The sequence below is a fragment of the Comamonas thiooxydans genome (assembly GCF_002157685.2).
Taxonomy (GTDB): domain Bacteria; phylum Pseudomonadota; class Gammaproteobacteria; order Burkholderiales; family Burkholderiaceae_C; genus Comamonas; species Comamonas testosteroni_H.
In genome coordinates this window covers 471099-490401 of the sequence record NZ_AP026738.1, presented here as the reverse complement: position 1 = coordinate 490401, position 19303 = coordinate 471099, and the positions used below count along the sequence as shown (strand labels likewise).

17 protein-coding genes are annotated in these 19303 nt (G+C 60.6%); 6 read left to right on the top strand and 11 right to left on the bottom strand.

All coding sequences use genetic code 11. The features are described from left to right. Positions 1-150: 150 nt before the first annotated feature. Positions 151-459 carry a flagellar hook-basal body complex protein FliE gene (fliE, locus tag CTR2_RS02250; protein WP_003065477.1) on the top strand — a complete coding sequence of 103 codons (309 nt, stop codon included), beginning with the start codon at positions 151-153 and terminating at the stop codon, positions 457-459. A 189-nt stretch (positions 460-648) separates the two neighbouring features. Here the strand turns inward: fliE and CTR2_RS02245 are convergent, their stop codons facing one another. The 4 genes from CTR2_RS02245 to motA all read right to left on the bottom strand — a co-directional run bounded on the left by CTR2_RS02245 (position 649) and on the right by motA (position 3692). Further along, positions 649-1266: a protein phosphatase CheZ gene (locus CTR2_RS02245; protein ID WP_003065480.1), complete on the bottom strand. Its 618-nt coding sequence runs from the start codon at positions 1264-1266 to the stop codon at positions 649-651. A gap of 3 nt (positions 1267-1269) precedes the next feature. Then, the gene (gene cheY, locus CTR2_RS02240) at positions 1270-1656 is read right to left on the bottom strand and encodes a chemotaxis response regulator CheY (protein ID WP_003065483.1); all 387 of its coding nucleotides are present in this window, start codon (positions 1654-1656) and stop codon (positions 1270-1272) included. A 65-nt stretch (positions 1657-1721) separates the two neighbouring features. Next, the gene (motB, locus tag CTR2_RS02235) at positions 1722-2789 is read right to left on the bottom strand and encodes a flagellar motor protein MotB (RefSeq protein WP_087085288.1); all 1068 of its coding nucleotides are present in this window, start codon (positions 2787-2789) and stop codon (positions 1722-1724) included. Positions 2790-2831: 42 nt separating this feature from the next. Next, positions 2832-3692: a flagellar motor stator protein MotA gene (gene motA / locus CTR2_RS02230; protein WP_003059167.1), complete on the bottom strand. Its 861-nt coding sequence runs from the start codon at positions 3690-3692 to the stop codon at positions 2832-2834. Between the two features lie 383 nt (positions 3693-4075). Here motA and CTR2_RS02225 point away from each other — a divergent pair, with 383 nt between their 5' ends. The 5 genes from CTR2_RS02225 to CTR2_RS02205 all read left to right on the top strand — a co-directional run bounded on the left by CTR2_RS02225 (position 4076) and on the right by CTR2_RS02205 (position 9850). Next, positions 4076-5590: a flagellin gene (locus tag CTR2_RS02225; protein WP_087085289.1), complete on the top strand. Its 1515-nt coding sequence runs from the start codon at positions 4076-4078 to the stop codon at positions 5588-5590. Positions 5591-5884: 294 nt separating this feature from the next. Then, entirely contained in the window at positions 5885-7468 is a 1584-nt protein-coding gene (locus CTR2_RS02220) for a flagellin N-terminal helical domain-containing protein (protein ID WP_087085290.1), read from the top strand. 156 nt (positions 7469-7624) lie between these two features. Continuing rightward, a complete protein-coding gene (gene fliD / locus CTR2_RS02215) occupies positions 7625-9040 on the top strand; it encodes a flagellar filament capping protein FliD (protein WP_087085291.1) in 1416 nt (471 codons plus the stop codon). A gap of 93 nt (positions 9041-9133) precedes the next feature. Then, on the top strand, positions 9134-9547 hold the full coding sequence (fliS, locus tag CTR2_RS02210) for a flagellar export chaperone FliS (RefSeq protein ID WP_012836860.1): 414 nt from the start codon (positions 9134-9136) through the stop codon (positions 9545-9547). A gap of 3 nt (positions 9548-9550) precedes the next feature. Next, entirely contained in the window at positions 9551-9850 is a 300-nt protein-coding gene (locus CTR2_RS02205; RefSeq protein WP_003059178.1) for a flagellar protein FliT, read from the top strand. Between the two features lie 254 nt (positions 9851-10104). Here CTR2_RS02205 and CTR2_RS02200 read toward each other — a convergent pair whose 3' ends face one another. From CTR2_RS02200 to flgL, 7 genes are all read right to left on the bottom strand, one after another. Then, positions 10105-10824: an RNA polymerase sigma factor FliA gene (locus tag CTR2_RS02200; protein WP_012836859.1), complete on the bottom strand. Its 720-nt coding sequence runs from the start codon at positions 10822-10824 to the stop codon at positions 10105-10107. Between the two features lie 5 nt (positions 10825-10829). After that, the gene (locus tag CTR2_RS02195; RefSeq protein WP_087085292.1) at positions 10830-11687 is read right to left on the bottom strand and encodes a hypothetical protein; all 858 of its coding nucleotides are present in this window, start codon (positions 11685-11687) and stop codon (positions 10830-10832) included. Further along, positions 11680-13296 carry a flagellar biosynthesis GTPase FlhF gene (gene flhF, locus CTR2_RS02190; protein ID WP_087085293.1) on the bottom strand — a complete coding sequence of 539 codons (1617 nt, stop codon included), beginning with the start codon at positions 13294-13296 and terminating at the stop codon, positions 11680-11682. The genes CTR2_RS02195 and flhF overlap by 8 nt, the downstream gene beginning before the upstream one ends. Then, positions 13293-15395, bottom strand: a complete 2103-nt coding sequence (gene flhA / locus CTR2_RS02185; RefSeq protein ID WP_087085294.1) for a flagellar biosynthesis protein FlhA — start codon at positions 15393-15395, stop codon at positions 13293-13295. The genes flhF and flhA overlap by 4 nt, the downstream gene beginning before the upstream one ends. After that, positions 15395-16576: a flagellar biosynthesis protein FlhB gene (gene flhB / locus CTR2_RS02180; protein ID WP_003065511.1), complete on the bottom strand. Its 1182-nt coding sequence runs from the start codon at positions 16574-16576 to the stop codon at positions 15395-15397. The genes flhA and flhB overlap by 1 nt, the downstream gene beginning before the upstream one ends. A gap of 184 nt (positions 16577-16760) precedes the next feature. Further along, complete coding sequence (locus CTR2_RS02175) at positions 16761-18029, bottom strand: HDOD domain-containing protein (protein ID WP_254913470.1); 1269 nt, start codon at positions 18027-18029, stop codon at positions 16761-16763. 55 nt (positions 18030-18084) lie between these two features. Then, complete coding sequence (gene flgL / locus CTR2_RS02170; protein ID WP_087085295.1) at positions 18085-19299, bottom strand: flagellar hook-associated protein FlgL; 1215 nt, start codon at positions 19297-19299, stop codon at positions 18085-18087. Positions 19300-19303 lie beyond the last annotated feature (4 nt).

The window sequence follows — 19303 nt, the reverse complement described above, 5'->3', positions numbered from 1 at the left end:
CACACGAGGTCTAGCGTCCAGTGGATTATTCGGACTCGGGCCGGCGGCGTTCCCCCGATAAGCGAGCCGATTCACCCACTTATTGCCCGTCTGCGATCAAGCGAAAAACCTACGATCACCTCCAACTCACCAAGCCAGTTGGATAAAGATATGGACCTGAAGATCCCAGCAATCAACCCCGCCCAACTGGGCAACCAGCTCACCAAGGTCGGCAGCGCCGGCACCGCGCCCGTGGCCGGCGGCTTTGGCCAGGCCCTGCAGAATGCACTGCAATCGGTGAGCGCCGCTCAAAACCATTCCGGCCAGCTGCAGCGCGAAGTGCAGCTGGAAAACCCCGCCGTCAGCCTGGAACAGACCATGGTGGCCATGCAAAAATCGCAGATCGGCTTTCAGGCCACGCTGCATGTGCGCAACCGCCTGGTACAGGCCTACTCCGATGTGATGAATATGCAGGTGTGATCGGCGCGACGCCGCACATCGCTCAAAAGGCAGATTGCCCTCCAAGGCTTGCCCGCATGTTGTGATGACATGCGGGCTTTTTGCGCCCTGCCCGCCCAGCAGCGCCCAATAAAAAAAGCCCGATCCTTTCAAAAGATCAGGCTTTTCGGGCTCAAACGCTTATCTACAAAGCGCAAGCAGCTATTGTTTTTAAAAACCAAGACTGGCCAGCAGATCATCCACCTGGGACTGCGAGGTCACCACGTCTGTCGTGTTTTCGGGATCCACCACCGGGCCGGCCAGCTTGGGCTGCGCGGCTTCCACAGGCGCCAGGGCCGGTGCCTGCGCAGCATCCGGCGAAGTCTGGATCAGCAGCTCCAGCAGCTGCGACTCCAGATCGGCCGCCAGCGCCACCACGCGCGCAATCACCTGACCTGTGAGGTCGTGGAAGTCCTGCGCCATCATGATCTCGGTCAGATGGCTATTGGTCTGCTCCGTACCCTCTTCCACTTCCTGCAGATAGTTCATCACGCGGCCCTTGGCCACTGCAGCCACAGGATCCTTGATGAGTTCTGCACGCATGGCGCGAGTGCGCTCGGCCAGCGCATCCTGGCGGTTTTGCGTCACCTCGACCTGGCCCAGCACCTTGTTGGCCGCTTCTCCCGTCAGACGGGCGATATAGGACAGACGGCTTTGCGCATCGGGAAGCTCCCCCGCACTGCCGCGCAAACGATCCGCATAACCCAGCTCATTGAGCGAGTTATGCAACTGGCGTGTGAGCACGCCAATCTTGTAGTGGACGTTGGCGGAAGCCTGGTCGCTGCTCATGGCTCAGAGATCGAGTTTCTTGATGATGAGGTTGACCTTCTCTTCCAGCGTGGCCTTGGTGAAGGGCTTGACGATATAACCGGCGGCGCCGCCCTGGGCGGCAGCCACGATATCTTCCTTGCGGGCTTCGGCGGTCACCATCAGCACCGGAAGATGCTTGAGTTTTTCATCCTGCTTGATTTCGCTCAGCAGCTGAAAGCCGTTCATGTTCGGCATATTGATGTCGGTCACCACGAAGTCAAACTTGCTAGCACGCAGCTTGGTGATGGCAACCACACCATCTTCGGCCTCATCGGCATCGGCAAAGCCACTCTCCTTGAGCAGATTGCGCACGATGCGGCGCATGGTGGAGAAGTCGTCAACAATCAAAAATCGCAGGGCATTAGCCACGAGAGGCCCTTTCGGTCGGAATAGGTGCGTGGGAACAAGTTTTCAGCCGTGATGGTAACAATTTGTCAACCTCCCGGCATTGGACGTGCATTGTCAGGCTTTTCGACAGTCTCCGTGGCAACTTCAGGGTTTGTTACAACAAACTCTTCCTTGGCATCCAGAGACTGCTTGTCGGCAGCGCTGGGAGCTGTGCGCCGGGCCTTGGGTTGGTTGATCGTGCTGGCAGCCTCCTCGGCACTGGTCACCTGCTCCATGCTGCGCTCCTTGTCGTTGCCCAGCACACGGCGCTCGGCCTCCTTGGTCAGCACGGTAATTGTGATGCGGCGGTTCTGCGCGGCACGCGGTTCCTCCGGCAGCAGCAGGTCGCTGCTGGACATGCCCACCACGCGCGCCAGCTTGTCCAGCGGCATGCCGGCGGCCACCAGCTCGCGGCGCGAGGCGTTGGCGCGGTCGGCCGACAGCTCCCAGTTGCTGTAGCCGCGGTCGGCATTGCCGTAGGGCGCAGCATCGGTGTGGCCCGAGAGACTGATGCGATTTTCCGCATTGCCCATGGCCGCACCGATCTCGCGCAGGATGTCCCGCATATAGGGCTTGACCACGGCACTGCCGCTATCGAACATGGGGCGGTTCTGGTCATCGACGATCTGAATCATCAGGCCGTCATGCGTGATCTCCGTGCGAATCTGCGAGCGGAACTCGTTCAGGCGCGCATTGTTGGCAATCATGCTGTCCACCTTGGCCTTGAGTGCATGCAGACGCTGAGCGTCGCGTGCGGACTCATCGGACCGGCCCATGGCCTGACTGGAGCGACGATTGGCATTGTCTTCGGACTCGGAGCGGCGCACCTGACCGTGCACCTTGGACAGGTCGTTGCCGCCGCCGGGCACGATGCTGGAGCTGTTGCCCGCACCGCTGCCGCCCGACATGGCCACCTTCAGCGGCGAATTGAAATACGCGGCAATCCCCTGCAGCTCGCCCTGAGCGGTCGAGCCCAGCAGCCACATCAGCAGGAAGAAGGCCATCATCGCCGTCACGAAGTCGGCATAGGCAATCTTCCAGGCACCACCATGGTGGGCATGGGCGGTCTTCTTGACGCGCTTGATGATGATGGGCTGCAGCTTCTTGTCAGCCATGGAAGCGCTCCATCACTAGATTCTGGCGAGAGCGGGCACTCATCACTTCTTACCCTTGACGTGCGACTCCAGCTCCAGAAAGCCTGGACGCTCGGTGGAGAACAGCACCTTGCGACCGAACTCGATGGCCGTGCCCGGGTTGTAGCCCTGCATGCTGGCCAGCAGCGTCGCCTTGATGCACTCGAACTCCTTGGCCGCATCCTGGGCACGCTGCTCCAGCAGCGCCGCCATGGGCTCCACCAGCGCATAGGCCAGCAAGATCCCGAGGAAGGTACCCACCAGGGCAGAGGCAATCATGCCGCCCAGCACTGCCGGGGGCTGCCCCACGAAAGCCATGGTATTCACCACACCCAGCACGGCCGCAATAATGCCGAAGGCTGGCAACGCGCCCGCCAGACGATTCAGTGCCATCACCGGCGCGTGGGCCTCGGCATGATGGGCTTCGATTTCGCTGTCCATCAGCGCCTCGATCTCGTGCGAGTTGAGATTGCCCGAGACCATCATGCGCAGATAGTCGGTCAGGAACTCGACGACATGGTGGTCGGCCATCAGCTGCGGATAGTTCTGAAACACCGTCGAGGACTGCGGATCTTCCACATCGGACTCGATCGACATCAGGCCTTCCTTGCGCGCCTTCTGCAGCAGCTCGTACAGAAGCGCCATCACTTCCATATAGCGCGCCTTGTTATAGCGCGAGGGCTTGAGCGCCGAAGGGATCGCCTTGGCCGTGGCCTTGAGCACCTTGGGCTGGTTGCTGACGATGAAAGCGCCCAGGGCGCCACCGCCAATGGTCACCATCTCGAACGGCAGCGCCTTGACAAGAACGCCCACGCTGCCGCCGTGCAGCACATACATGCCGAAGATGCAGCCGAAGGCGACGATATAACCGATGAGAACAAGCATGGTGCCGATTGTGAAGTTGCAGAAGCCCCGCCATAGGTGCAAAAAGCTAGGCGTTTGGAAGCTAGATCGGCAGCTAGCCGCCGTTATGTAGGGTAATTCCGAACCAAGCAGCGACTTGAAGTTTCAGTCAGCCTGACAGCAAGGCAAAGCTCCAGCAATCGTTACATCCCGAAAAATATTTGCAGAACTCTCTAAAGTTTTTGTGGGATGACTCCGATAACAGCTTCAACAGGGAAACAAAGCCCTGTCACCAGCGAGCCACAGCAGCAAAACATAAGGAACTGCAGGCTGGGGTGCTGGATTGGGCTGCCGCCGCCGCCCACCCTGAGAAGTCTCAGGTCACTGTGGCGGCGACGTTTTGATCGCATCAAGGAGTTCGCATCATGGCAATGACCATCAACACCAATATCCAGTCGCTCAACGCACAGCGCAACCTGGGCACCTCGCAATCTTCGCTGTCGACCTCCATGCAGCGTCTGTCTTCGGGTATGCGCATCAATAGCGCCAAGGACGATGCAGCCGGCCTGGCCATTGCCGAGCGCATGAGCGCTCAGGTTCGCGGTCTGAACCAGGCACAGCGCAATGCCAATGACGGCGTTTCGCTGGCCCAGACTGCTGAAGGCGCACTGAGCACCATTGGCGGCAACCTGCAGCGTATTCGTGAACTGGCTGTGCAGTCGCGCAATGCCACTAACTCCACCGAAGACCGTGCAGCCCTGCAAAAGGAAGTGGATCAGCTCAAGAGCGAAATTAGCCGTGTTGCCACCGACACCTCGTTCAACGGCACCAAGCTGCTGGATGGCTCTTTCACTGCAAAGGAATTCCAAGTCGGCGCCAACCAAGGCCAAACAATCAAGGTTGACAGTATTGTCAATGCAGATATTTCCAAGTTGGGCACTTGGAATAGTGTGGTTCAAGCTGCCGCGCCTGAAACTGCAAAGGTTCCTACAGGTAGTGCTGCAGGGGCAACAGCTGTCGCTGCTTCAGCTGTTTATAAGCCCACGACGGCTTTCACCAATGGTCAAGCGGTCAATATCAAAGTTGATGGCGCTACGCTGAATTTTTCGGTTGACACTACAGCAGGCACAGGCGATGCAGCGACGCTGGCTAGTGTGAACGCTGGCTTGCAGAGCGCGGGACTGGATGGCTCCTACACGGCAACTTATACAGCCGCTGCTGGATTGACCTTGACCAATAAATCGGCCGGAACTGCCGTCCCCCCAAAAATCGAAAGCGGTACAACCACAGTTGCAGCAGCTGAAGTCACGAAAGTTGCTGGCACTTCACCTGGCGATACTGTTTTTGCAGCAACCTCCTTCTCTCTGAATGGCGCGACGATTGACGTTGGCGTGACCGTTGGTGTAGAAAATCGCAACAAAGACTTGGTGGCAGCCATCAATGCCCAAACTGGTGCAACTAAAGTTACAGCCTCGCTGGAGGATGGAAAACTGAAGCTGACGTCTGACCGCGACATTAATATCGCTTTGGGCACAGCTCCTAATGCGGCGGCTAACGCTGCGGCGTTAACAGCCCAAACCGGTCTGTCTGTGGTGAGCAAGCTCGCCAGTCCTGCAGCTGAGCAAACTGGATTCTCTGGTTTGGACATTTCCACTGTGTCTGGTGCCGACAACGCGATCCTGGCCATGGACGCAGCCCTCAAGTCTGTCAACTCCGCACGTGCCGACCTGGGTGCCATTCAGAACCGCTTTGAATCCGTGGTTTCCAACCTGAGCGTGAACAGCGAAAATCTGTCGGCTTCCAAGTCCCGCATCACCGATGCAGACTTCGCTGCAGAAACCGCCAATCTGAGCCGCTCGCAGATTCTGCAGCAAGCCGGCACGGCGATGGTGGCCCAGGCCAACCAGCTGCCCCAGGGCGTGCTGTCCCTGCTGCGTTAATTGCGTCAAGCAGCTGCGCCAGCCATGCGCCGGTGCAGTCTGCGCCATTCCAGGCCTCCCTCGGGAGGCCTTTTTGCTGCCCAGCTGCACTCTATATGTAACCGTCAATTGTAAAAATGGCAGGACTTTAGGCCTCTTATCGGTCTTATGTCCTGCATGGCTTGCTCCAACAATCCTCGTACCCGGAATACCAGACTTCGTCCGTGTTTCCGGTCACGTGGGCCAGCGCCGTCGCTGGTCGTGAAAACGGCTAGTACGTCGCCGGTTTACTGGCTTGAAACAGGAGCACACGCCATGGCAGCCATTATCAATACCAATATCCAGTCGCTCAATGCGCAACGCAATCTGAGCTCGTCCCAAAGCCAGCTGGCTACCTCCATGCAGCGCCTGTCCTCGGGCTTGCGCATCAACAGCGCCAAGGATGATGCAGCCGGCCTGGCCATTTCCGAACGCATGACTACGCAGGTGCGCGGCCTCACGGTTGCGATGCGCAACGCCAATGACGGTATTTCCCTTGCGCAGACCGCCGAAGGCGCATTGGGCTCCCTGGGTAGCAATCTGCAACGCATTCGCGAACTGGCTGTTCAGGCGCGTAATGCCACCAACTCGGCGGAAGACCGTGCTGCGTTGGATGCCGAAGTGCAGCAACTCAAGGCAGAAGTCACACGCGTGGCGCAGCAGACCAGCTTCAACGGCACCAAGCTGCTTGATGGCTCGTTTACCAATATGGCGTTTCAGGTTGGTGCCAATCAGGGGCAGACTATTGATATTTCTGGCATCGTAAACGCCAATCTGGATGCACTCGGCACATGGGACAGTGTGGCTTTACCTGCCAAGATCACAGGCGCCGGTGTGGTTGGTGATACTGCTGCTGTGACCGTACCCACAACCACAACAATCGATCTAAAAGCTCCAGAGCAAGCTGTACCAGGCACATTCACATACCCTGCCGTCAGTGTTGCTATCAATGGAACACCCGCGAATGTGGCAGCCGTTTCAAACGGGACAAGTATTGCTGACGCCCAGAGCAAGTTTTTAACAGCTCTCCAAACAACGCTTCCACTTGGTGTAACTGCTACTTTAGACAGTGTCAACTCGAAGATAGTGATTGCAAACGACACTACAACGAATGTGACTCTGGTACCCACGGCACAAACAGGTTCTCCTGCCCCAGTAGACCCTATTGGTACGGGCACCATTACCGCGCTGGCCGGCAAGCAAGTTGCTTCTGGCGGCATGGGCCCAGCAGGCGTGACCATCAACGGTGCAACCTTTAATCTGTCACCACAGGAGAGCGCGTCAAAACGCGTGAACGATCTGGTTACCCAGATAAATTCGGCAACATACCCAGCCCCCAACTCAAAGGTCACCGCCTCCATCGTGAATGGCGGTTTGGTTCTGAGTTCGGACGGCGGTGACATTACTGTAGCTGCCGCCACGCCAACTTCCAACCCAACAGAACTGGAAAAGGCCACAGGACTGACAGTTGGCAATACGATTGCCAATGATCCGAGCAACATATCGGGTTCCCGCAGCTTTGTAGCCGCGCAGACAGATGTCCAAGGCTTTACAAACCTCAGCGTGACAGATGCGGAACAAGCCGATAACGCCATCTTGGCAATGGACGCAGCCTTGAAAGCAGTCAATGGCGCACGAGCCACGTTGGGCGCCATTCAAAGCCGTTTTGAAACCACGGTTGAAAACCTGAGCGTCAACTCGGAAAATCTGTCCGCCTCCCGCAGCCGCATCATGGACGCCGACTTCGCAACCGAAACCGCCAATCTGAGCCGGACACAGATTCTGCAGCAGGCAGGCACGGCCATGGTCGCACAGGCCAATCAGCTGCCACAGCAAGTGCTCAAGCTGCTGCAAGGCTGATACTGGCACTTGGCATTTTGTACTCAAGTTCTGCTTCGGCTTGCCGAAACACAATGCGTAGTACTGTCCATAAAGACGGCGCGAAAGGCGCCGTTTGTTCAATGACGCAGACCAGGCTTGCCACACGCCTGCGGTCCTGCGCAGAGGGAGTTTTATATGGCGATCAGCTCAGTCGGTATTGGCAGCGGCCTGGAAGTAGAAACCATTGTCAAACAACTGGTGGCGCTAGAGTCCAAGCCCATCGCAGCGCTGCAGACCAAGGCCACTGGTATCAATACCCAGATCTCGGCCTTTAGCCAGCTCAAGTCGCAAATCTCCAATCTGCAGGATCAGGTGGACAAGCTGGCAAAGCCCGCCACGTGGCTTGGCAACACGCTGACCTCCTCCAACTCTGCCCAAGTGACCGGCACGGCAACCTCCAGTGCAGTGCAAGCCACTTATGACGTGGAAGTGTCGCAGATGGCGGCGGGCCAGACCATTGGCTCCGGCCTGGTGGCCAGTGGCACCACTCTGGGACCTGGCAAGCTGACCATTTCCATGGGAACCTTTGGCGCCAATGGACTGACACCCAATACCAAAGATGGCAAGGACGTCAGCTTTGAGGTCGTGATCACCGCCGAAGATGACTCTCTGGCCAAGATTGCAGCCAAGATCAATGCCGCCAAGGGCGATGTCAGTGCCACCGTGCTCAAGGACCACACAGGCGAACGCCTGGTGCTGCAATCCAAGACCACGGGCGTGAACTCTGCCTTCTCTGTGGAGGCCGAAGGCGCTGGGCTGCAGCAATTTGCTTACAACGGCACCGACGGGACCATGAAGCGTTCCGTTGAGGCGCAGGACACTCTGGCCAAGATCAACGGCATCGACATGGCCTCGCACACCAATGTGTTTGAAGAGGTGGCTGCGGGTGTGACGCTGACGGTAGCTCAAAAGTCAGCGAAAGATGCTGCTCCGGTGCGCATCACCATTGCCAATGACACGGCGACAGCCAAGACAGCGCTGAAAAATCTAGTGGAGTCATACAACGCACTCAGCAACGCCCTGAAGACCATGACCGCCTATGACAAGGACAGCAAGACAGCTGGCACCTTGCAAGGCGATTCAACCGCCATCAACCTCCAGTCTGCAATGCGTCGTTTGCTCTCAGGCCCAGGGGGAGAAGGTGGCGCGTTCACCAGCTTGTCGCAGATGGGCATTGCCTTTCAGACAGACGGCACGCTCAAGATTGACGATACCAAGCTGGACAAGGCCCTCAAGGACCCGGAGAGCATGTCCAAGTTCTTCACCGCAGACGTCGCCGATGCCAGCCAGGACGGCCTGGCCGTGCGCATGAAGGACTTCACAAGCGGTATGCTGGCCACTGGCGGCACCTTCTCGACCAAGGACGAGACGCTCAAGAATGCGCTCAAGCGCAATACGGCCGATCAGGAACGCCAGACCGCACGTGTGACTGCCTATGAAGCGCGCGTGCGTGCCCAGTATTCGCGCCTGGATACGCAGATGGCCAGCCTGAAAGCCTTGGATAACTATGTCGCCCAGCAAGTAACTACATGGAACAAGTCCAGCAGCTAAGCTATTGAAGCCTGCAGAAAGGACTTAATTGCCCCCTGAGTCGGTCGATAAGCAAAACAGTAATTTGAGAAACTGCAACAAAGGAGTTTTGTGATGTTTTCCCCAGCCAATGCGCGCGCAATGTCGGCTTACCGTCAGGTGGGTGTGCAATCCATGGTGGACAGCGCATCGCCTCAGCAGTTGATCAAGATGCTGTTTGATGGCCTGCTTGCCTCCATCAATGCGGCACGCGGCGCGATCGAGCGCGGCGATATCAATGAGAAAGTGCGCCATATAGGCAAGGCAGTACGCATTCTCCAGGAGGGCCTGCTGGGCGCGCTGGACCGCGAAAAAGGGGGCGAGCTGGCCGGCAACCTGGCCTCGCTCTATGAGTACTGCACCACCCGGTTGACCTTGGCCAATGCTCGCAACGATGCAAGCATGGTCGATGAGGTCGCAGGCCTTGTGAGCACGGTGGCACAGGGCTGGAATGAAATAACCAATGCACCAGCACCCGCTGCTGCCTAAAAAATGGAGCACACATTGATCGACTTCTACCGCGCCATAGAGGAAAGCAGCGCCAAGATGCTGCAGGCCGCCCAGGCCAAGGACTGGGATGGTGTTGCGCGCTATGAGGGCACTTGTGCCGTGCTGATCGAGCAGCTGCGCTTTCGCTCGCGAGATGAAAAGCTGGCGCCCGAACTGCGTAAGGAAAAGGCGCGCATCATGCAACGCATCTTGCGCAACGATGCCCAGATTCGCGTGCTTGCCGAGCCCTGGCTGGCCAGCTTCGAGCATATGTTCGACGGTCAGCCGCATGTGATGCACTGATTGCAAAGCCACTCAGACCAAAAGCCCTGCTGCAGCAATGCAACAGGGTTTTTGGTTTGCAGCGACGACGAATGATCGATCAAAACATCCATGAACCCAATGCCGTAGAACGCCACAAGCTATCGATAGCGAAGCACCAGAACGCAGCCAGGCTGCGTCACAAAAGCAAAGCCGCCGCGTGGGCAGATGGAATCTGTCAGCGCGGCGGCTTCTGTTGTGGTGAACGGCCCGCGCCTGGCGAGCCGTTTAAGTGATCAATGCGAGCGCATCTTGGTGCGCAGGCGGGCGATGGCCTGGCTGTGCAGCTGGCAGACCCGCGACTCGGTCACGCCGAGCACGGCCGCGATTTCCTTGAGGTTCATGTCGTGCTCGTAGTACATGCCCATCACGTACTGCTCGCGCTCCGGCAGGGTCTTGATGGCCTCGACCAATGCGGAGCGCATGCGCTGGTCGCGCAGCAAGGCAAAGGGGTCGGCGCCCGAGTCGGCCACATGCCGCTCCAGATAGTCATCGCCATCGTCGCCGTCACCGCCGCCTATGTCCTCGAGATAGACCAGCTGCGTGCCGCGCACCTTGCCCAGCAGAGACTGATAGTCGTCCAGGGCCATGCCCAGCTCGGCAGCGATCTCCGACTCCAGCGGGGGCCGGCCCAGACGCTGCTCCAGGCGGTTGAGCGCCTGCTCGATTTCCTTCTGGCTTTTGCGCGAACTGCGGCTCATCCAGTCGCCTTCGCGCAGTTCGTCCAGCATGGCACCACGGATGCGCTGGCTGGCGAAAGTGTCGAATTGCACGCCTTGCTCGCTCTCGAAGCGCGACAGCGCTTCGGCCAGACCGATCATGCCGACCTGGATCAAATCATCCAGCTCGACGTTCGGTGGCAGTTTGGCGATCATGTGCAAGGCAATCCGACGCACAAGCGGCACATGCTGACGAATCAGCGCGTCGCGGTCGAGTTGGCCTTTGGCGGTGTACATGGCAGTCAATGGCTCCAGACAAGAGATTCAGGCGCGGCAGCCGCCGTGGGCTGGGCATGCATGGGCAGGATGCAGGCCGTCTTGAGCATGTGCAGCGTGAGCTGATGCAGATCGCTGGCCTGACGCCAGCGCAGGCGCATGAGCACCGGGGCATCGCCCAGGTGGCGCTGCGAACACTGTAGCAGCGCATTCAGACGCTGCAAGCGTGTCTGAGCGTTTTGCTTGGCCGTCTGCGAGCTGCTCTGCTTGCGGCTCCAGTCGTATTTCTGTGGACCGTCTGCTGTCAGCGGCGCTTCCAGTGCGGCAATCGTGCATTCCACGCCGGCAAACACAGCCAGATGCTTGAGCTGGCGGTAGCTTTCGATCAGGTGCTCGGAATCGGGCGGTACGACCAGCAGCGGCTGCAGGCCCTGACCTTGCAGCAGCGGCGTCAAGGTTTCGCTGCTCGCATAGATGATCACGGTGGTGTAGCCGCGCACATAGGCTTGCAGGGCCGTCAGCATGCCCAGCCCCATCTCGTCGGCCGAGGCCTTCAGTTGCTTGAGACCCTGCCGCGCCGGCAGGCTGGCCACCGACTGGGCATCGCCGATGCTTGCGCGCAGTCCCGCCTGGGCCTGCCAGGCATGCTGCGCCAGCAGCTGGGCAAGACCTGGCATGTGAAAGGATTCGGCCTGGCTGCCATCAAGCACCAGCACCTTCTGGCCCAGGCGCTGCAGTTGGGCGCACAGCGGCCACAGCACGGCCTGCTCGGCAGCGGCACCTGACGCACTGTGCAGCACGGCCAGCACGCGCAAGCCGGCGGTGCTGGCATCGCTCATATGCAGAGCCATGCCCTGATGCAGGGGCGAGCGGCGCTCAAGCATGGGCAGCCTCTGCGCCGCTGGCGGACGAAGGGGTAAAGAAGAAGTCCAGATCCAGCGACTGCGGATCAAACGCCGACTTGGCAGCCGAGCGCATGGAGGCCGAGACCAGCAACTGCGCATTGGCGCGCTCGAAGTCTTCGGGCACGCGCTGACCATTGGTCACACCACGCAGCTGGATCTGATGACGAATCAGCGTATCCACCGAGGGACCGACCTTCACGGCTTCATCGACCTTGGTGAGGATGGCATGCTGCGAGCCGCGCGCCTTGAAGGCCTGCATGACATCGTCCTGCGCGTCGCCCTGTGCGGCCGCATTGACGGCCAGCAACTGCTGAACGCCCTCAATGGCCAACACATCCATGATCTCATCCTTGCGCGGATCACGCGGAGCCACGCCGGTCGTGTCGATCAGCACCATCTTCTTGCTTTGCAGCAGACCCAGCAGGTCCTGCAACGCGGCCTTGTCATGGGCCTGATGGGCCACCATGCCCAGCATGCGGGCATAGGTGCGCAGCTGGTCATGACCACCGATGCGATAGGTATCCAGCGTGATCAGGCCCACGGATGCAGGACCATGCTTGGCCGCGCACAGCGCCGCCAGCTTGGCCGTGGTCGTGGTCTTGCCCACACCGGTCGCGCCGACCAGGGCAAACACTCCGCCTTGCTCGTAGATGGCGGGCTGGGCGGCATCGGTGCGCAGATTGCGCTCCAGCACCTGCATCAGCCAGCGCACGGCGTCGCCAGCGGAGAGCGTCTCCGGCAGCTTCTCGATCAGCGCACGTGCAAGTGCGGGCGAGTATCCGGCACGGATGAGCTTGTGCATCAGGCTGGACTGGATCGGGTTCTGACGCGTCTGGCCCAGCCAGGTCAGCGTGTTGAAGCGCTCCTCGATCAGATCCTTCATGGACTGCATCTCCTGCATGAAGTTCTGTGGGGCAGCGACGGCCGCGGGCCTGGCGCTTTCCTTGAGCTGAATCTTCTCGGGACGCAGAGGATTGTGGCGAGACACCGCGGCGCTGGCCGCCTGAGACTTGGCTGCCATGGCGGGGCGCTCGTTATTGCGCTCCTGCACGCGCTGGGCAAAAGTGGGCAGGGCTTCGCTGCTGTCCAGCGACGACTCATGGCGACGGCGCAGCATGCGTTCGCGCACATAGTCCTGGAAGGTCAGTGTGCTCATGGACAGCTGTTCCACATCGTCCTGCACGGAATGCCGGGCCAGCTCATTGATGGCCTTGACGGGCTTGGCCTGAACCTGCTGCTCGCGGGCCTGCTCTTCCTTGGCCGTCTGGCGCGCCTGCACATGCTCCAGCGTACTCATGGCTTCACCGCCCTGGCTGCGCCTGGCAGCAGCGGGAGCCAGGGGCGAATGCTCCTTGCGCAGGCTGCTCATGCCTTCGTCGCTGGCGCGGCGCTCCAGCGCCTTTTGCAGGGGCGAACCGGCCTGCATGCCGGCATCCATGTCCTGCAGTGTCTCTTCGGCCGTAGCCATGACTTCCACTCCGTCCGGCGTCTGGCGGTTGGAGAGAATCAGGGTGCCGTCGCCAAAAACCATGCGCGCCTTGGCCAGGGCCTCGCGGGCGGTCGGGGCGTAAAAGCGTTTGATATTCATGCGGATGCACCTTTAAGAATCGGGCCGATGCGGATGGTGTGCGTCTCGGGAATTTCGCTGTGCGCGAGCACCTGCAGACGCGGCGCCACACGGCGCAGCAGCTTGGCAAGAGAGTTGCGGATCGCGTCCGGCACCAGCAGGCAGGCGGGCAGACCCAGCTCTTCCTGTTGGTTGGCCACATCGACCGCTTTTTGTGTGAGGATTTCAGCCACGCCGGGGTCCAGCGATGGCGCATTGGGATTCGACAGTGCCTGCACCAGCAGACGCTCCAGGCCGGGCTCGATGGCAATCACATTGAGCTCGCGGGTCGGACCGTAGATCTGCTGCACGATGGCAGGCGACAGCGCAATGCGCACGCGACGCGCCAGCTCCACCGGGTCGGTCGTCTGCGTGGCGTTTTCGGCCAGCGTCTCGATGATGGTACGGATATCACGGATGTGCACAGAGTCCTCCAGCAGCAGCTGGAGCACTTTCTGGAACGTTGTGATGGGCACCATTTTCGGGATGACTTCTTCGATGAGTTTGGGGGCCAGCTTGGCCACATGGTCAACGAGCTGCTGCGTCTCGGTACGAGACAACAGCTTGGCCGCGTGCACTTGCATCAAGTGTGACAAATGCGTCGCCATTACGGTTTCCGAATCAACGACGGTAAAACCGGCCATTTGTGCCGCTTCCTTTTGCCGCTCGTCGATCCAGTGCGCGGGCAGACCAAAGGCCGGATCGGTCGTGGCCGTACCGATCAGCGGCGTGGTGATGCCGCCGGGGTTGATGGCCAGGAACATGCCGGGGAAGGCTTCGCCCTCGCCCACCATGACGCCGCGCAGCGTCATGCGATAGGCGCTGGGCTTGAGTTCCAGGTTGTCGCGCACATGCACGGCCGGCGGCAGAAAGCCGACTTCCTGCGCGAACTTGCGGCGCACGCCCTTGATACGCGTCAGCAGGTCGCCCTGGCGGCTCTTGTCCACCAGCGCGATCAGGCGATAGCCCAGCTCCAGACCCAGCAAGTCCACCGGCTGCAGATCGTCCCAGGTCGCTTCGCCATCATTTTGCGCAGCCTGCTGCTGGGGCGCCGGGGCACTGCTTTGGGCGGCCAGACGGGCTTTTTCCCTCTTGTCCAGCACCCAGGCACCCCAGCCCAGCAAGGCGCCCATGCTGATGAACACCAGATGCGGCATGCCGGGAATCAGGCCCAGCAGGATCATCACGCCGGCCGTGATGCCCAGCACCTTGGGCGACATGAACAGCTGCTGCACGATCTGGCGGCCCATGTCAGAGTCCTTGCCCACGCGCGATATCACCATGGCCGATGCCACGGAGATCAGCAGGCCTGGAATCTGCGCCACCAGCGCGTCCCCCACGGCCAGCAGGATATAGCTGTCGGCAGCCTGACCCGCAGACAGGCCGTGCTGGGCCATGCCGATGATCAGGCCGCCGATAACGTTGATCACCAGGATCAGGATGCCGGCAATCGCGTCGCCACGCACAAACTTGCTGGCACCATCCATGGAGCCGAAGAAATTGGCTTCCTCGCCCACTTCGGCACGGCGGCGCTTGGCCTCCTTCTCGTCGATCAGGCCGGCATTCAGATCGGCATCCACAGCCATCTGCTTGCCGGGCATCGCGTCCAGCGTGAAGCGGGCCGAGACTTCGGCAATGCGCTCCGCGCCCTTGGTAATCACCACGAAGTTGATGACCACCAGAATGCTGAACACGATCAGACCCACGGCAAAGTTGCCGCCGATCAGGAAGTGGCCGAAAGCCTCGATCACCGCACCCGCGGCACCGGGGCCGGTGTGGCCCTCCATCAGCACCACGCGCGTCGACGCCACGTTGAGCGACAGGCGCATCAGCGTGGTCAGCAGCAGCACCGAAGGGAAGGCCGCGAAATCCAGCGGCTTGATCATGTAGGCCGCCACCATCATCACCATCAGCGCCACGGCAATATTGAGGGTGAAGAAGGTGTCCAGCAGCCAGGGCGGCACGGGCAACACCATCAGACCCAGAATGGCCACCACCAGAATGGGAGCAGTCATCCCTTGCAGGGCGCCGGCATTGGAGCCAGACCACTTCTGGAACAGTTGCAGAGGATTCGACGACATCACAGATTACCTTCTTGCTGCGCAGCAGCATCGACCGCCGCAGGCTGGGTGCGGCCACGGTGCGGATCCAGCTCCACGGGCACGGGGGGCTCGCCCAGGGCATCGGGCATGGGACCCTGGCCGCTCAGTGCAGCCTTGAGACGATAGACATAGGCCAGCACCTGGGCCACAGCGGTGTAGAGCGCGGCAGGAATGGCCTGATCCAGATCGGCATGCGCATAGAGTGCACGCGCCAGCATGGGCGACTCCAGCACCGGTATCTGGTGCGCGCCCGCGATTTCGCGAATCTTGAGCGCCACCAGATCCGTGCCCTTGGCAATGACCTGGGGAGCGGCCATGGAGGCGTCGTCATAGCGCAGCGCCACGGCATAGTGGGTGGGATTGGTGACCACAAAGTCGGCTTTCGGCACGGCCGAGACGCTGGCCCGGTCGGCAATCTCGCGCTGCTTCTGGCGGATCTTGCCCTTGAGCTGCGGATTGCCTTCGGACTCCTTGTGCTCCTGCTTGACCTCCTCATGACTCATCTTGAGCCGTGACTTGAAGAGAAAGTCCTGCAACGGCACGTCGATCAAGGCCACCAGCAGCACCACGATCAGCAGCAAGGTGATGCCCGTGGTCAGCCAGGAGCCGACCATGGCAAGCGCCATGGGCGATGGCTGGGCCGAAACCGACGCAATCTCGGCAATATTGGCACTCATGTACTTCCAGGCTACAAAGCCCAGCACGATGGTCATGAACACCATCTTGACCACCGTGGTCAGCTGCTGCTTGGAAAACAGATTCTTGAGACCCGACAAGGGATTGAGCTTGCCAAAGCGCGGCTGAATGGGCTTGAAGCTGAAGATCCAGCCACCGGCAGCCACGCCGGACAGCACCGAGGCCGTGGTGGTCACCAGGGCAAAGATCACGGCAATGCCCAGACCCAGTACCAGCATGGACTGAAAGCGCTCCAGCATCAGCGCCGGAGTCTTGGCCGCCGCCGCGTTGAACACCAGCTGCCGGGCCATGGCCTCGCGCAGATGATTGATCATGGGCTGCGTGCCCATCAGCATCAGCAATGCGCCCGTACCCAGAATGGCCAGATGCGACAGATCGCGCGAGCGCGCACCCTGGCCGTCTTCACGCGTCTTCTGCAGCTTGCGTTCGGTGGCGGGCAGGTTTTTGTCTTGAGATTCGGACATGGCGCACGGACGGATTGGATATCCCAATTGTCCGAATCCGGCGCCCAGGCAATGCGCGGATAAGCGGCAGCCAAGCCCTGCTTATGCACGACTCTGCCTCACAGCGCATCCATCAATTTGATAGCTGCCTGCGCTTTCCTATCAGGAGATAGAGCCTGTTTTTAGCGAATTCTCACCCAGACACTCAGGTCTGGGCTTGCGGCATGCCCAGCCTGAGTTCGCTGAGCATGCGCAGCAGCATCCGGTTGAGGTCTTCGGCCTCCCACTCCTCCTGCTCGCGCAGCTGCCGGATGGGCGCCGGGTCACGACTCTCCAGTGCCTGACTCATCTGCAGCACGGCCGCATAAGGACCGGAGCGCGTGACGATGGCATCGAAAATGCGCTCGTTCAGCGGCGTGCGTCGCAAGATGGTGGCCACCGGCTCATGCAGCAGCAGATCCAGCTGCGAGAACAGGCTGCACAAGTACATCTCACGCTGCAGGTCCAGGCTCACCCCGGCCTCGATCAGCTGCTCGGCCAGCCTGGCGCGCAGCACGACCTGCGTGCGCAGAGGCACCAGGTCCTGTTCGATACAGGCATGGGGCAGCTGGTCGGCCAGCCAGCGCTCCAGCGTGCCCAGCCCCAGCATCACCAGCCCGCGGCGCAGCGAGTCCACGCCGCGACGCAGGCCCAGTGCAGCCGAGTTGGTATAGAGCAAAAAGCGATAGGCCAGCACCGGGTCCGAACCCAGGATCTCTTCCATCACATCCAGGGACTGTTCCTTGTCGATGGCCTTCATGAGCCTGAAGAGCGCATCGCGCGAGGGCTGGGGCTGCTGCAGCCGAAAAGCCTGCATGGTGTCTGCCACGGGCCAGCCGGCCACGGCGGCCGCTTCATGCTCGTCGAGGCAGGAGCGCGCCAGCTCCAGGCTTTGCAGGCTCTGGTACATCTGGCCGTCCAGCAGATTCAGGGGCTGAGTGGCAAAAAAGCCCGAGGCAGCCTCCTTGTCCGCATCCTTCGCCGGCTGGCTTGGGCGCACCACATTGGGCAATCCTGCGGCTCCTTCTGGCGGCAGGCTCAGCAGGCTGCTGGCAAAGCAGCGCGCAGCATCGGCATCGGGCACATCGGCCAGCGCTCCTCCCCAGACCAGCATCAGCCCGCGTGCCTTGGCCTTCTGCACCAGCTCGTAGATACCTTCATCCTGCTGCAACCAGTCGCCGCGCACCTCGATCCAGGGACTGCCCTGAGGTGCATGTTCAAGAAGATTGCACAGAACCTGGCGGGACTGCGGCGATATCAGGAGCGGCGGGGCCTGACGGCTCCAGATCTCGTCCACTGTGCGCAGGAAATGCGCCATATCGGCAGAGGAGCCCGAGTCCTCGTGCACATAAAGCTGAATCCCTGCCAGGCGTCGCGTACGTCCCCAGAGCGGCCGATAACCAAGAGTCAAAGAGCTGAGGGCAGACTGGGTCATGGAGGATTTGGACAGGTAGACGACGAGACATCAAGACGGACAGAGCCCGCCGGAATCAGCCGATGTAGTTGAACAGCGAAAGCTTCTGCATCTGTGCATAGGACTGCAGTGCGGCCTGCAAGCCCACCTTCTGCGTATCCACTTGCGACAGCGCCGTGATCATATCGATATCTTCGGCGCGTGAACGGGCTCCTTCCTGCGTCAGCGCCTGATCCTTCATGTCGGACTCCAGGCCGTCTGCACGTTTGAGCTGGTCGCCGGCATAGCTGCGCATGGCCTGCACCCTATTCATGCCCGAATCCAGTTCGCTCAAGGCGCGCCCCAGACCCTGCTGCAATGCGGTCGATCCTCCCGTGCCGCCCTTGACCGTGGCAATGGCCTGATCCAGCACGCTGAAAATATCGGTGCGTGTGCTTGGAGACATGGTGAAGCTGTCGCCGTCGGCCGGAGTACCCTTGATGCTGATCTGCTGGCCACCGACGGTAATCGCCTGCCCTTCCTTGTAGGGTGTGGCTGTAACCACGGGATTGGCCGCCGTGGCCGAGCTGGAGTTGATCTCGTAGCTGACCTCGCCGGAAGTCGGGTCCTTGGTGAATACCAGCGTGTAGCTATCGCCCGTAACCTTGCTCGGGTCGGTGACCGATCCCACATCCGCCCAGGCCTTGCCGGAATTGGAGGCAGCGCCGTTCACCACAAACACCCCGTTGCCGGTAGGCACGTTCAACCAGGCCGCATGGCCATCCAGAGAGATGGGCAGGCCGTTGTCGCTGCCGGTGTTCTGGCCGGGGTTGAGCTGGCTGCTCGAGCCCGGAGGCGTGCTTTGCAACGGCGTATCGGGACTGCCCAGCCCGCGGAAAATCGGCAGGCCGTTGGAGTCCTTGGCATTGGCATAGCCGAGAATCTGATCGCGCAGGCTTTGCATCTGCTGGACCAGCGCATCGCGTGCCACCTGGTCATACGAACCGTTGCCAGCCTGCACCACCAGATCACGAAAATCCTGCAAAGCACCATGAGCCTTGCCCAGCTCGGACTCGCCCTGGGCAATCACATCGCGCTGGGCTCCGAGCACGCGCTGGTCATTTTCGGAACGGGTGATGCGGGTGCGTGCACGCTCGGCCTGGGCCGCCGCCACGGGATCGTCGCTGGCGCGCAGCACGCGCTTGCCCGCCGTGGTCTTCTCCATCAGGTCCACCAGGCTGCTCTGACGCGAGCCCAGGTTGTTGATGGTGCTGTCATACATATTGGCCGTGCCAATGCGGTTGATGCTCATGCCT

Coding starts and splice junctions, on each gene's coding strand:
- fliE (WP_003065477.1), top strand. CDS start 151: ATGGACCTGAAGATCCCAGCAATCAACCCCGCCCAACTGGGCAACCAG.
- CTR2_RS02245 (WP_003065480.1), bottom strand. CDS start 1,266: ATGAGCAGCGACCAGGCTTCCGCCAACGTCCACTACAAGATTGGCGTG.
- motB (WP_087085288.1), bottom strand. CDS start 2,789: ATGGCTGACAAGAAGCTGCAGCCCATCATCATCAAGCGCGTCAAGAAG.
- motA (WP_003059167.1), bottom strand. CDS start 3,692: ATGCTTGTTCTCATCGGTTATATCGTCGCCTTCGGCTGCATCTTCGGC.
- CTR2_RS02225 (WP_087085289.1), top strand. CDS start 4,076: ATGGCAATGACCATCAACACCAATATCCAGTCGCTCAACGCACAGCGC.
- CTR2_RS02220 (WP_087085290.1), top strand. CDS start 5,885: ATGGCAGCCATTATCAATACCAATATCCAGTCGCTCAATGCGCAACGC.
- fliD (WP_087085291.1), top strand. CDS start 7,625: ATGGCGATCAGCTCAGTCGGTATTGGCAGCGGCCTGGAAGTAGAAACC.
- fliS (WP_012836860.1), top strand. CDS start 9,134: ATGTTTTCCCCAGCCAATGCGCGCGCAATGTCGGCTTACCGTCAGGTG.
- CTR2_RS02205 (WP_003059178.1), top strand. CDS start 9,551: ATGGAGCACACATTGATCGACTTCTACCGCGCCATAGAGGAAAGCAGC.
- CTR2_RS02200 (WP_012836859.1), bottom strand. CDS start 10,824: ATGTACACCGCCAAAGGCCAACTCGACCGCGACGCGCTGATTCGTCAG.
- CTR2_RS02195 (WP_087085292.1), bottom strand. CDS start 11,687: ATGCTTGAGCGCCGCTCGCCCCTGCATCAGGGCATGGCTCTGCATATG.
- flhF (WP_087085293.1), bottom strand. CDS start 13,296: ATGAATATCAAACGCTTTTACGCCCCGACCGCCCGCGAGGCCCTGGCC.
- flhA (WP_087085294.1), bottom strand. CDS start 15,395: ATGTCGTCGAATCCTCTGCAACTGTTCCAGAAGTGGTCTGGCTCCAAT.
- flhB (WP_003065511.1), bottom strand. CDS start 16,576: ATGTCCGAATCTCAAGACAAAAACCTGCCCGCCACCGAACGCAAGCTG.
- CTR2_RS02175 (WP_254913470.1), bottom strand. CDS start 18,029: ATGACCCAGTCTGCCCTCAGCTCTTTGACTCTTGGTTATCGGCCGCTC.
- flgL (WP_087085295.1), bottom strand. CDS start 19,299: ATGAGCATCAACCGCATTGGCACGGCCAATATGTATGACAGCACCATC.